The organism is Cellvibrio sp. UBA7661, from assembly GCA_002483365.1.
Lineage (GTDB): Bacteria > Pseudomonadota > Gammaproteobacteria > Pseudomonadales > Cellvibrionaceae > Cellvibrio.
Map to the genome: position 1 here is coordinate 288,533 of DLHT01000003.1, position 13,065 is coordinate 301,597.

The 13,065-nt window shown below is 49.5% G+C and carries 10 protein-coding genes; 4 read left to right on the top strand and 6 right to left on the bottom strand.

What is annotated here, in order from left to right; genetic code table 11:
• Positions 1-25: 25 nt before the first annotated feature.
• Positions 26-844, top strand: a complete 819-nt coding sequence (locus B2739_RS01555) for a Cof-type HAD-IIB family hydrolase (RefSeq protein ID WP_331344114.1) — start codon at positions 26-28, stop codon at positions 842-844.
• 18 nt (positions 845-862) lie between these two features.
• On the opposite strand, the gene B2739_RS01560 is transcribed toward B2739_RS01555, so the two are convergent.
• The 5 genes from B2739_RS01560 to ubiE form a co-directional block, all read right to left on the bottom strand.
• A complete protein-coding gene (locus B2739_RS01560) occupies positions 863-3,613 on the bottom strand; it encodes an ATP-binding protein (protein WP_331344115.1) in 2,751 nt (916 codons plus the stop codon).
• 31 nt (positions 3,614-3,644) lie between these two features.
• Complete coding sequence (locus B2739_RS01565; protein ID WP_331344116.1) at positions 3,645-5,462, bottom strand: putative bifunctional diguanylate cyclase/phosphodiesterase; 1,818 nt, start codon at positions 5,460-5,462, stop codon at positions 3,645-3,647.
• Between the two features lie 170 nt (positions 5,463-5,632).
• Positions 5,633-7,270: a ubiquinone biosynthesis regulatory protein kinase UbiB gene (gene ubiB, locus B2739_RS01570; RefSeq protein ID WP_331344117.1), complete on the bottom strand. Its 1,638-nt coding sequence runs from the start codon at positions 7,268-7,270 to the stop codon at positions 5,633-5,635.
• 168 nt (positions 7,271-7,438) lie between these two features.
• Positions 7,439-8,065: a ubiquinone biosynthesis accessory factor UbiJ gene (locus B2739_RS01575; RefSeq protein ID WP_331344118.1), complete on the bottom strand. Its 627-nt coding sequence runs from the start codon at positions 8,063-8,065 to the stop codon at positions 7,439-7,441.
• Complete coding sequence (gene ubiE / locus B2739_RS01580; protein ID WP_331344119.1) at positions 8,065-8,814, bottom strand: bifunctional demethylmenaquinone methyltransferase/2-methoxy-6-polyprenyl-1,4-benzoquinol methylase UbiE; 750 nt, start codon at positions 8,812-8,814, stop codon at positions 8,065-8,067. The genes B2739_RS01575 and ubiE overlap by 1 nt, the downstream gene beginning before the upstream one ends.
• Before the next feature lie 198 nt (positions 8,815-9,012).
• Between ubiE and B2739_RS01585 the strand changes: the two genes are divergently transcribed.
• The gene (locus tag B2739_RS01585) at positions 9,013-9,519 is read left to right on the top strand and encodes a helicase (RefSeq protein ID WP_331344120.1); all 507 of its coding nucleotides are present in this window, start codon (positions 9,013-9,015) and stop codon (positions 9,517-9,519) included.
• Here B2739_RS01585 and B2739_RS01590 read toward each other — a convergent pair.
• Positions 9,458-9,781, bottom strand: coding sequence for a hypothetical protein (locus tag B2739_RS01590; protein WP_331344121.1), 324 nt, complete (start codon positions 9,779-9,781; stop codon positions 9,458-9,460). The genes B2739_RS01585 and B2739_RS01590 overlap by 62 nt on opposite strands.
• Before the next feature lie 75 nt (positions 9,782-9,856).
• Here B2739_RS01590 and B2739_RS01595 point away from each other — a divergent pair, with 75 nt between their 5' ends.
• Together B2739_RS01595 and B2739_RS01600 are read left to right on the top strand one after the other, a co-directional pair.
• Positions 9,857-12,109 (top strand): arginine/lysine/ornithine decarboxylase, encoded by a 2,253-nt coding sequence (locus tag B2739_RS01595; RefSeq protein WP_331344122.1) that lies wholly within the window; start codon positions 9,857-9,859, stop codon positions 12,107-12,109.
• A gap of 99 nt (positions 12,110-12,208) precedes the next feature.
• Entirely contained in the window at positions 12,209-13,045 is an 837-nt protein-coding gene (locus B2739_RS01600) for a BRO family protein (RefSeq protein ID WP_331344123.1), read from the top strand.
• The last annotated feature ends 20 nt before the right edge of the window (positions 13,046-13,065 follow it).

Genomic DNA, 13,065 nt, shown 5'->3' on the forward strand with positions numbered 1-13,065 from the left:
AATTATTTTTTATTTGGAGTTTTGTATGTTTGAGCAGTCATCAGCTCCCAACACGTTTGTATTTGATATGGATGGCACGCTGTTAAATGAGCATCACGAACTTTCGCCATTAACGATGAGTGTGCTGAATGACTTGCGTGAACGTGGGCACCGGTTGGTGATAGCCACAGGTCGGCACTACAAGGATATTCGTGCGTATTTAACGCAATTGGGTGGCGGTATTGCGGCAATTACCTGCAACGGGGCGATGATCCATAACGCAGAAGGTGAGTTGATCCAGCGGGTGTGTTTGCCGCTGGCCGCCAATGAAACGCTGCTGCCGTTAGGCGAGGCTGCGGGTGTTCATTTAAATATGTATACCGATGCTGAGTGGTTGGTGAATGCGCCTTGTGAATCTATGTTGGATGCGCATGCGGAATCGCAATTTTTTTATCGCCAAATTCCATTGCAGGAAATGCTCACCACGCCCGCATTGAAGATTTTGTTCTACGGGGAAAATGCCAACCTACAACAACTTAAAACGCAAATTGAAAACGCACTTCCGTTACCAATTCATTTAACTTTTTCGGATGAGTATTATTTGGAGGCGATGCCGCAACACATATCCAAAGACGATGCACTTAAAACCCTCGCTATGCAATTAGATTTTTCGTTGGCCAATAGCATGGCCTTTGGCGATGGATTTAATGACGTGGAATTATTTGATGCGGTTACCCATCCGGTAGTGATGAGCAACGCGAGTGAAAAATTGAAAACGTTATTCCCTCACGCACACCACGCATTACCCCATACTGAAGATGGTGTAGCACGTTTTTTGTTTGAACATGTATTGCAGGCGCAGTAATTTATCCTGCGCGAAAAATTATACCGAAAGACCCGCAAGCCATTCGCGCACGAGTTGCTCTATTTTTTCCAGATCGTATTGGCGCATTGCGTTAATGAGTTGTTGGTGGCGCTGCTTGCCTAATTGCTCAGCGGTGAATGCAGTAATGATTTTTTTACTCGCTGACATTTCACCGCTTGCCGCGAATTCAGCTAATTCCTGCAAACGACCTGCAAGCAGTGAGAGATCAACGGGGCCAGTATCTTCCTGTTCTGGCTCGCTTACATTTGCGTCTGTATCAAAATGCACATGCACATAATGTTTTAGTGCGGCGAATACATCGTCAAAGGCATAGGGCTTACCGATAAATTCCTGAAAGCCTTGCGTTAAATAATACGCGCGTTCATGTTCCAAACTGGATGCCGACACTGCAACGATGGGCGTGCTGCTGTAGCCAGGCAGCGCGCGCAAACGGCGCAACATTTCCAATCCATTCAAATGCGGCATGCGGATATCGGTAAAAATAATATCGAATTGCTGCGCTTGGCAAAGCGCCAAGCCTTCGCGACCATTGTGCGCCGCGTAAGTTTCGCAGCCAATTTGTTGCAGTAGATCAACCAGAATTTCGCAACTGGCCTCATCGTCTTCCACTACTAATACTTTGCATTGACTACCCGGTTGCAAATGATGAACTTGTGTTTGGGTGTCGCGCGGATCAAGCAAAATATTTTCACTGACTAATGGCAAACGCAGATGCGCCAGCGTGCCCTGACCAAGAATACTGGAGAGCTGTAAGCTGCCGCCCATGCCCTCGGCCAAGTGGCGCGAGAGGGTAAGGCCAAGGCCGGTACCACCCGCATCCTCACCGGCCTGGCCTTGTTTGAACGCCGAAAATAATTCAGTCAATTCCGCTTCTGAAATACCGGGGCCGGTATCGCCAATCACAAATTCAACTTCACCAGCGAGATGCGCCACATACAAACTGACACTTCCCTCAGGCGTAAATTTGATCGCATTACCCAATAAATTTAACAAGATCTGGCCGATTTTTTGGCGGTCACCTTTCACGATATAAGGATCAGGCAAATCAACCTGGGTAATTAATTGCAGGCCTTTGTTGTGCGCTCGCTCGGCCATAATAATTTTAATATCTTCCACTTCCTGATGAAGATCAAAATATTCCTTGCGCAAATTCAACACACCGGATTCGATTTTGGAGAGATCCAGAATATCGTTGATCAAGGTCAGCAAGCGCTGGCTGGCAACCAGAATTAATTGCAAACGTTCACGCTGGCTGCCAGTAAATTGTGCATCGCGCATTAATAATTGGGTGTAACCCAAGACGGCGTTGAGTGGTGTGCGGATTTCGTGGCTCATGTTGGCCAGAAAACGGCTTTTGGCATGAGTGGCTTTTTCAGCTGCATCTTTGGCGAGCGATAATTGTTTTTCTACTTCTTTTTGCGCAGAAATATCCCGGCCAATCCCAAGAATACCTACAGCCTCGCCTTGCTCATCACGCACTGCGACTTTGAGTGTATCTAACAAGTATTGTTCACGCTCATTGACGACAATTAATTGTTCGTAGCGATGCAGCTCATTAGTTTTTAATGCCTGTTGGTCGTTGTGACGAAAAAATTCTGCCAATTCACGCGATACCAATTGCTCTTCTGTTTTGCCTACCACTTTATCTTCAGTTTGGTTGAGCATACGTGCAAAAGCTTTATTGCAACTGACATAAATACCATCGAGGTTTTTAAACCAGACAGGATCGGGAATATTGTCGAGCAGGCTGCGTAGATGTTGCTCGCGGGCGCGCAATGCGGCTTGGGACTCTTGCAACTGTTCTTGCGTTTGCTGACGCTGCACCACTTCATTCAGTAACCAGTCATTAGCTTTGCGCAGTGCTTGCGTATGCGATAGCACTTCATCTTCCAAACGTTTTTGATTTTCGCGCAACAGCGCTTCGTGTTTTTGACGCGTGCGAATATAGGCTGTTAATAAACCGATCAGCGATAAACCCAGTGCAAGTACCGATAGCTGCAGCCAGCTCGGTTGATACCAAGGTAAAGTGTTTTGCGCGGGCATCAGCATCTCTGCAGTATTGGCAAAACTGTTCGATTTGTTGTGTTCGATGTAGCCCAATGCAGACACCAGATACATCACCAAACCTACCCCCACATTCAACAACAAAAATGCCTGTGAATGGGTATTTTGTCGCACCCGCGGAATTAATAACCACGCGAATGCCGAGGTGAATACCAACATGCCGATGCTGTCGCCCATCCACCAGAATGCCCAGGTTTTTCCCATCTCTGCCGCGGGTACAACGGAGAACCAATACAGAGTGACTACGCCAACACTGGCGGCAATCAGTGTGCCGAGAAATACACTGGCAATGAACAATAGCGTGCGACGCAAATTCACTAACAAGTTACTGCTCAATAAACCGCGATTGATACGCGCAATAACAATTGCCTGAAATAATGCGGCGCTACCAATGACGGCCGCTGCCACAAAAGTTGATACGCTCGCATCCATAATAGGCTTAAGGTGAGCAAAATAGGTTGCGCTGACGGTGCCTAACAAAATTCCCGGCGCGATACGCAATCCAAATATTAATAAACTGAAAAGCGCAAAACCTGCCGCTGGCCAAATGAGCGACACTTGCGATGTGAGCGAACCCCAGGTAATGCCGAACTGCACCAATAAAAAATACACCACTGCAAAACCCAGGTTAAGCAGTGGCAATTTGGCATAGAGATAGAAAGATTTGCGAGAGAGCTTCAGCACCGGTAACACACCTTGGTCAATTCGGGTGTAATCATCCCAGGAGTTTTTCCAGCGACTGATAATTCAATTCTTCCGGGCGATGGTGGTGGTACCCTTGCCCCCAATTGACACCCAACTCGCGCAGCTGTTGGGCAACGTCAGCCGTTTCTACAAACTCGGCGATAATTTCTTTATCCAGAGAATTCGCCATTTCAACAATAGATTTCACCATTGCGTAATGCGCCGGATCAGTATCCATATCGCGCACAAAAATGCCGTCGATTTTTATTTTGTCGAATGCGAGCTGATGTAAGTAAGCATAAGAGGCAAAGCCACTACCAAAATCATCCAGCGCAAAATGACAGCCCAGCTCACGCAACTCTTTCATAAACTGACGTGCGGATTCCACGTTGACGATCGCTTGGGTTTCAGTAATTTCAAAACAAAATTTTTGCGGCGGCAAATTGTGGTGATGAAAACTGTTGATGATGAATTGCGCCAATTGTGATTCGCGGATAGAGATGGCAGATAAGTTAATGGATATCAGCTCTAACCGCTCCAGTAGTTGCGGATGCTGTGCAAATAAACTAAACGTGTTGTTGATCACCCATTTATCCAACTCGGGCACCAAATGCAAACGTTCGGCAGGACCGATGAATTCGCCGGGCGACACCATGCGCTGATGAGTTGCATCCCACAGGCGCAACAATATTTCCAAACGATAACGGGGTTTGGCCAAGCCTGCCGTTGCGGGCAGAAATTCAATCATCTGGAAGTAGGCGCGGAACAATTGGCTGTGAACGGCATCCACCAAACGCGATGCCCAATTAATATTGTCTTTATGCAGGTTGCTGCGTTTGGCCGCTTCTTCGTAACTGAAAATACCGCCGCGCGCTTCGCGCTTGGCAACAAAAATCACTTCATCGGCAGCCAGCATTACCTGATCGTAACTCACCATTGTACGGTTGAGCGGAATGGTGGCGATGGACGCAGCCATCTGGAATTGGCGGTCTTCCCATTGGAAGTTAAATTGCTGCAAATGTTTGAGAATGTTTTGCGCCAGCGCTATGCCTTTATCGCCTTCTTCACAATGCGTAACGACGGCAAAACGGTCGCCCCCCAAACGTGCAAAAAAATCATTGCATGTTAACAGGCCGCTGATGCTATCAGCGAATTGACGCAATAACTCATCGCCAGCGATACAGCCACAGCTTTCATTAATTAATCGGAAACGATCAATATCAATTAATAAAAAAGAAGCGTTAATGTCTTTGATTTGAACACGCGCCAGCAATTCGGATACATAGGCTTCAAGGGCGTTGCGGTTGTGCAGGCGGGTAACAAAATCATGGGTGGCTAGATAATTAAGGCGGTCTTGCATATAGCGCCGCTCGTTAATTTCTTCGCGCAGCTGGCGGTTGGCGATGGTCAGCTCGGCGGTGCGCTCGCGCACCTTGCCTTCCAGCTCGCGGTTGAAAGATTTCAGCTCCGCCAGCATCGTTTGCCGTTCCAATTGGTGGCGCACGCGCGAGCGCACTTCGTCGGCATTGATTGGCTTGGTAATGTAGTCGGCACCGCCCACACGGAAGCCCTGGCTAATATCATCCGCGCGTGCGGTCACAAAGATAATCGGGATTTCAGTGGTGGCCAATTCGGCCTTGAGGCGGGTGCAGACTTCAAAGCCGTTCATGTCCGGCATCATTACATCAAGCAAAATCAAATCGGGCAGGCGCCGGGCAGCCAGCTCCAATGCACGCTCTCCGGACGTCGCCACAATCAATTGGCACTCCAGATCTTCAAGAATTCCGCTGAGGACATCCAGATTTTCGGGGGTATCATCGACCAGCAAAATACGCGTCGCGCTCGACATGACAATAAAATCCTTGACTATTGTTATCTTCGGATAATAGCAGATGAGAAAAGAATAGCTACGCGCTGTTTATGAAGATTTGTTTAGTGGTCAGGTGTCAAAACGCAAAGCAGGCATATGCAGGGTTCGCTCGATAAACCCGGTATATCCATGTCATTAAACGTTAATACTTATTTTCTAAACCACAAGGCCAGCAAGCCAATGGCACCCAATACAATTGTGGAGGGTGATACATCAGTGACAATCCAGTCGCGCAATACGGCAGAGCCTTGCATATCCTGAATAAGGAAATAACCCGCTGCGGCAAATGCCACCAATGCAATTAATTTGCGACGACCGCGATGCTGGTGCAGGTTGCGCTTGGCAACATCGTTTTCCAATGCATCCAGCTTTTGCGTAATCAGCGGCAGTTGCTGCAAGCTATTGAAGATCAGATCCGGCACCTGCGGGAATTTTTCCATCCACTCGGGCGCATAGCGTTTTAATTCGCCCCACAAGGATTTTGGATGGAAGCGATTTTTCAGCCAGTGCTCCAAAAATGGATGCGCCGTCACCCACAAATCCAGATCGGGATATAACTGTCGGCCAAGCCCTTCGATATTAAGCAAGGTTTTTTGTAACAACACCAATTGCGGTTGCACTTCCATATCGAACCGGCGCGCAGTGCGGAATAAGCTCAACAGTACATTCGCAAACGAAATTTCTTTCAGCGGTTTTTCAAAGATCGGCTCGCACACCGTGCGAATGGCGGCTTCCAATTCTTCTACCCGCACATAGGATGGCACCCAACCACTTTGCACGTGCAGCTCGGCAACCTGGCGATAATCGCGGCGGAACATTGCCAGTAAATTTCTGGCCAAATAATATTGGTCTTCGCGTGTGAGTGAGCCGACGATAGCCATATCCACCGCGATATATTGCGGCAGTTGCGGATTTTTGGTGGAGACAAAAATATTGCCAGGATGCATATCGGCATGGAAAAAATTGTGCTCAAACACCTGGGTGAAAAATATTTCCACGCCGCGCTCGGCCAATTTTTTCAGATCGGTATTTTGCCCATTGAGTGCGGCCATGTCCGTCACAGGAATGCCGTAGATACGCTCCATCACCAATACATTGCTGCGGGTGTAATCCCAATAAATTTCCGGCACGTACAACAGCGGAGAATTTAAAAAATTGCGGCGCAGTTGCGAGGCGTTGGCGGCTTCACGCTGCAAGTCCAGTTCATCAATAATGGTAACGCGGTAATCTTCTACAATTTCAACCGGATGCAGGCGTTTGCCATCGAGCGTATTGTTTTCTACCCAGCGCGCAACCAACAACAGCAGTTCAATGTCTTGTTCAATAACCACCTTAATACCCGGGCGAATTACTTTAATGACCACCTCGCGGCCATCGTTCAACACTGCAGTGTGCACCTGCGCTACCGATGCCGACGCAAGCGGCGCGTGTTCGTAACTTGCAAAAATATCGCTGACTTTCGCACCTAAGGATGTTTCAACAATGCGCTGGAATTCTTCACTGGCAAAAGGCGCGACATTGTCTTGCAGGTGATTTAATTCCTGCACTATGTCATCGGGAACGAGATCGGGGCGGGTCGATAACAATTGGCCAAATTTGACAAAGATAGGGCCGAGGTCTTCGCACGCACGACGCAAACACTCACCGCGTGAGAGCCGCGGTGCAGGGAATAATTTGAAAAATAATAATAAAATTTTTGCTGTAAAAGGCAGATTCGCTGGCAACAATTGATCCAGACGATAGCGTGCAAATACGCGCAGGATTTTTAATAAACGCAGAAAGACCATTACAAGCACAATTCTCTTTTTTGTTTTACCGTAGGTTGGGGTGAGGAACGAACCCCAACATGACTTATTCGCACAACACAATGAACTCCTTTCATGAGGGCGAACTGGATTGGATTTTTTTGAAATTTATTCGCGTTGCTTTGTTGGGGTTCGTTCCTCACCGCCAACCTACGGCTTTCGCTCCGTCATGAGTTTTTCAACACGCGCGGCTGCGCGATCCACCGCCAAACGCAACTCATCAACATCGCGATAAAACGTTTCGAGCTCGGGTTTGCCGGGCACGGTTTTTAATTCCTCGGTGAGGAATTCTTTGGTGAGCCGCTGCGCACTGTTTGTGCGGTCTTTTACCCAACCGAATTTTGTACGGATCAATTGCGCTGTTTGGTGGCCGATAATATCGCCCGTGAATTGGCTGAGCATATCTTCCCAATCGATGTCGAGGTTTTTGAGCAAGCGCTGGTAGTCAGCAAGCAGCGATAAATCGCCCATCACGGTAACGCCGCTGTCTTTTAAATTGTGAATTTCGGTTTGCGCTAATTGTGCGAGCGCAAGCGATGATCCGGTGATACGTGTATCCACATCGCCATCCCAATTGCCCATCAACCGCAGTTCATCGTCCATCGGCATCACAAATACAGTGAGCGCTGGTGCAGTGATCTTGACGGCGAGGATTTTCCCCTCAAGCGGGGTCAGCCCGAGGCGCGTGGCGGGATCGTAACGCAGCGCGGTGTTAATGACTTTTTCAGCGCCTGCGAGTGCGGCAATAGTCAGTGTGCTTGTCATGAACAGGGGCATCAGGGTTTGATCCCTTTATGCAGCGCCACTATGCCGCCGGTCATATTGTGGAATTCGGTGCGCACAAATCCGGCGTTATCCATCATCTCTTTCAGTGTTTGCTGATCCGGGTGCATACGGATGGATTCGGCAAGGTAGCGGTAGCTATCGGCATCGTTGGTCACCAACTTGCCCATAAACGGCAGCACCTTGAATGAATAGGTGTCGTACACCTTGCTGAGGATGTCGCTTTGCGGTTTAGAAAATTCCAGCACCAACAACCGCCCGCCCGGTTTCAGTACGCGCAGCATGGAACGCAGCGCGAGATCTTTGTCGGTGACGTTGCGCAGACCAAAGGCGATGGTGATGCAGTCGAAGGTGTTATCGGGGAAGGGCAGGTATTGGGCATCGCACTGGGCAAAATTGATATTGCCAGCAATGCCGCGGTCGGTGAGGCGGTCGCGGCCAACGCCGAGCATCGAGGCGTTAATGTCGGCGAGTACAACTTGTCCGCTGGCACCCACCAACTTGGCGAACTGGTAGCTCAAATCACCCGTGCCACCGGCAATATCCAGCACCTTGTGGCCAGCGCGCACACCGGATGCCTCGATAGTAAAGCGCTTCCACAAACGATGTATGCCCGCCGACATCAAGTCATTCATCAAATCGTATTTGGCAGCGACGGAATGGAATACCTCAGCAACACGCCCCGCCTTTTCATCGACAGGCACTTCCTGAAAGCCAAAGTGGGTAGTTTTTTTCTCGTTCATAACGGATTCCAAAGGCAGGGCTAACCGCAAAGGGCAGGATGCGGGCATTGTACTGGCATTAACTGCACTGGGCGAGGCATATAGATGTACAGGATGGATTGTGGATTCGCAGCGGTTTCATATTTTCACGGTGAGTGCGTAAAATCGCCGCGACCAAAACCGGACCTAACGCGATCAACCACAAGTAAGGAACCCTGCATGCGCTTTTGTTTTACCGCTACAGCCCTGTTGCTGTGTTTGTTTACTTGCTTATCGACCCACGCCAATCAGGCGACAACCAGCCCGCTCAAACCCTTCACTACCGATGGCTGTTCGTTGTGGCTGGATGGTACTCCGGAGAACCCGAATCTTTGGCGGCACTGCTGTGTTGCCCATGATCTGGCCTATTGGAAGGGCGGCAGCAAAGCCGAGCGCAAACAAGCTGACGATGAAATCAAAGCCTGCGTCAAAACCGCGCAAGGCCCCGGCATGGCCAAATACATGTACAGCAATGTGCGCTGGGGCGGCAGCCCTTATTGGATGAACCACTACCGCTGGGGCTACGGCTGGAACTACTGGGATGGCATGGGGCCGCGCGGCTACAAAACACCCAGCCCAGAGGAACAGCGACTGATTGAACAGGCAATGCCAGCGGCAATACGCGTCATTGAAGAAGATGCCCGGAAAAATCCTGCCAAGCCTGTTGCCCCCAACCCGGCCAAATAAACCCGCCAGCGCTCTTGTCTATCTTCCCGACGCCCTTAAATGTCACAAATGGGTGTTTGAATTCGTTCAAGTGAATTACAATCGTCGTCGCATTGCCGGGAACTTCCCAGTAGAAAATTCGTTCTACACTTAGACCGGTCAATGCGCGGCACTGTAAACCATACTGAATGGCTTCCAAACCACCACCGGTTTTTCCTCGGCTCGCTGTTCCAGTGAGCTGGCCGGAAGGTTCGCCAGTAACCAGCGCTGATGTGTATTGCATCAGTACAAGCACCACCCAGAGGCGTGCTCGCCAGCAAGTGAAATTCCATTCGTTTATTTTTTTTGTGGGGATCCCATGAAATTTCGCTTTCCTATTGTCATCATCGATGAAGACTTCCGCTCCGAGAATACCTCGGGTTCCGGCATACGCGCGCTAGCCAATGCTATCGAGCAAGAAAACTGGGAGGTACTGGGTGTTACAAGCTACGGTGATTTGTCGCAGTTCGCGCAGCAGCAATCGCGCGCCTCTGCGTTTATTTTATCGATCGATGACGAAGAGTTTGGCACCGGCTCGCAAGAAGAGACCGATCACGCCCTGAAAGCCCTGCGCGCGTTTGTGGAAGAAATCCGCTACAAAAACGCCGATATCCCGATTTACCTGTATGGTGAGACGCGTACCTCGCGCCATATCCCCAACGATATTTTGCGCGAGCTGCACGGCTTCATTCATATGTTTGAAGACACGCCTGAATTTGTGGCGCGCCACATTATCCGCGAAGCCCAATCCTACCTGGACGGTTTGGCGCCGCCTTTCTTCCGCGCGCTGGTGCACTACGCGCAGGATGGCTCTTATTCCTGGCACTGCCCCGGTCACTCCGGTGGCGTGGCCTTTTTGAAATCGCCCATTGGCCAGATGTTCCACCAGTTCTTCGGTGAGCGCATGCTGCGCGCCGACGTGTGTAACGCGGTAGAAGAGCTCGGTCAATTACTCGATCACACCGGCCCTATCGCTGCATCCGAGCGCAACGCGGCGCGCATTTTCAATGCCGACCATTGCTACTTCGTTACCAACGGAACTTCTACCTCTAACAAGATGGTATGGCACTCCACCGTGGCACCGGGCGATATTGTGGTAGTAGATCGCAACTGCCATAAATCCATTCTGCACTCGATCATCATGTGCGGTGCGATTCCGGTATTCCTGATGCCGACACGCAACAACCTCGGCATTATTGGCCCAATTCCGCTGGAAGAATTCACCCCGGAAAGCATTGAGCGCAAAATTCAGGCGAATCCGTTTGCACGAGAAGCAGCCAATAAAAAGCCGCGCATCCTCACCATTACCCAATCGACTTACGATGGTGTGCTCTACAACGTCGAGACGTTGAAAAATATGCTCGATGGCAAGATTGATACCCTGCACTTTGACGAAGCCTGGCTGCCCCACGCCACCTTCCACAGCTTCTATAAAGACATGCACGCGATTGGCAAAGACCGCCCGCGCGCCAAAGAGTCGATGATTTTCTCCACCCAATCCACCCACAAACTGCTCGCCGGTTTGTCGCAAGCTTCACAGGTATTGGTGCGCGAATCAGAAACCGTCAAGTTGGATGAAGATGCTTTCAATGAAGCCTATTTGATGCACACCTCTACATCGCCGCAGTATTCCATCATCGCCTCCTGCGATGTGGCGGCTGCCATGATGGAAGCGCCCGGTGGTCAGGCCTTGGTAGAAGAGTCGATTCTGGAAGCGCTAGATTTCCGTCGCGCCATGAAAAAAGTGGACGCCGAATGGGGTCAGGATTGGTGGTTCCAGGTCTGGGGTCCGGATGAATTTGCCGAAGACGGTGTTGGCTCGCGCGAAGATTGGGTATTGCGCAGCGACGACAACTGGCACGGTTTCGGCAAACTCGCGCCGAACTTCAACATGCTCGACCCGATCAAAGCCACCATCGTTAACCCGGGCTTGTCGGTCAATGGCCAATTTGCCGAGACCGGCATTCCCGCGTCGATCGTCACTAAATATTTGGCAGAGAACGGCGTAATTATCGAGAAGTGCGGCCTCTACTCGTTCTTCATCATGTTCACCATCGGCATCACCAAAGGCCGCTGGAATACCTTGGTAGCCGCGCTGCAACAATTCAAAGATGACTACGACAAGAACGCGCCTATGTGGCGCATCATGCCGGAGTTTGCGCAAGCCAACCCGCGCTACGAGCGCATGGGCCTGCGCGATCTTTGCCAGCAGATCCACGATTTCTACAAAGCCTACGACGTTGCGCGCTTGACCACGGAAATGTATTTGTCCGACATGCAACCGGCGATGAAACCCTCCGATGCGTTTGCAAAAATGGCACATCGCGAAATCGAGCGCGTGCCAATCGACCAGCTTGAGGGTCGCATCACTGCGATTTTGTTAACACCTTATCCGCCAGGTATTCCGCTGTTGATTCCAGGCGAGCGTTTTAACAAAACCATCGTGGACTATTTGAAATTCGCACGCGATTTCAACGAGAAATTCCCCGGCTTTGAAACCGACGTACACGGCTTGGTGAAACGCGAAGTGGATGGCAAAAAAGATTATTACGTTGACTGCGTAAAACAATAAAGCTGCCGTTCATGGACAGGATGTTATAAATTAAAAAGCCACCCCATGCGAATGCGGTGGCTTTTTTGTCGTTATCATAAAGCCAGGAAGGTACATGTTATGAGCAAAGTAAAATTATTCGAAAACCAACACATTCGCAGCCACTGGGATGCCGGGCAGGAGCAATGGTATTTTAGTGTGATTGATATTATCCAAGCGCTTACAGGGTCTGAACGCCCTAGAAAGTATTGGAGTGACCTGAAAAAAAAGCTCCAAAAAGAGGGTAGTCAGTTGTCCGATAAAATCGGACAACTGAAAATGCCATCTGCGGATGGCAAGTCTTACCTTACCGATGTAGCTAATACCGAAACCTTGCTACGTCTTATCCAATCCATTCCTTCTCCTAATGCAGAACCCTTCAAGCTCTGGTTGGCACAAGTAGGTTATGAGCGGTTGGAGGAAAACGAAGACCCGGAACTCACCATTGATCGTGCACTGGAAACCTATCTGGCCAAGGGTTATTCCAAAGAATGGATTAACCAACGTCTTAAAAGCATTGAAGTGCGCAAGGAGCTAACCGATGAATGGGAAGCTCGGGGAGTAAAGCGCGGAATGGAATTCGCTATCCTGACCGATGAAATCACCCGTGCATGGAGCGGGCTGACAACCAAAGAGTATAAACAGTTTAAGAATCTTAAAAAGGAAAACCTGCGCGATAATATGAGCAACTTGGAATTGGTGTTGAATATGCTGGCAGAGGCAACAACTACTGAAATTTCCAAAGAGCTTGAGCCACAAAATTTTGCTGAGAATAAACAAGTCGCTCATCAAGGCGGTGAAGTGGCAGGTAATGCACGTAAGGATATTGAATCAAAAACGGGTAAAAAAGTAGTGACATCAAAAACAGCATCGCAGTTAAGTCAATCACTAAAATTAGCATCTAAAAAAAGCGAATAATTTTTAGCTAAAAATTAACT

Excerpts from the sequence above, each read along its gene's own strand:
- ubiB (WP_331344117.1), bottom strand. The coding sequence starts at position 7,270 with ATGGTCTTTCTGCGTTTATTAAAAATCCTGCGCGTATTTGCACGCTAT.
- B2739_RS01575 (WP_331344118.1), bottom strand. The coding sequence starts at position 8,065 with ATGCCCCTGTTCATGACAAGCACACTGACTATTGCCGCACTCGCAGGC.
- B2739_RS01585 (WP_331344120.1), top strand. The coding sequence starts at position 9,013 with ATGCGCTTTTGTTTTACCGCTACAGCCCTGTTGCTGTGTTTGTTTACT.
- B2739_RS01555 (WP_331344114.1), top strand. The coding sequence starts at position 26 with ATGTTTGAGCAGTCATCAGCTCCCAACACGTTTGTATTTGATATGGAT.
- B2739_RS01565 (WP_331344116.1), bottom strand. The coding sequence starts at position 5,462 with ATGTCGAGCGCGACGCGTATTTTGCTGGTCGATGATACCCCCGAAAAT.
- B2739_RS01590 (WP_331344121.1), bottom strand. The coding sequence starts at position 9,781 with ATGCAATACACATCAGCGCTGGTTACTGGCGAACCTTCCGGCCAGCTC.
- B2739_RS01595 (WP_331344122.1), top strand. The coding sequence starts at position 9,857 with ATGAAATTTCGCTTTCCTATTGTCATCATCGATGAAGACTTCCGCTCC.
- ubiE (WP_331344119.1), bottom strand. The coding sequence starts at position 8,814 with ATGAACGAGAAAAAAACTACCCACTTTGGCTTTCAGGAAGTGCCTGTC.
- B2739_RS01600 (WP_331344123.1), top strand. The coding sequence starts at position 12,209 with ATGAGCAAAGTAAAATTATTCGAAAACCAACACATTCGCAGCCACTGG.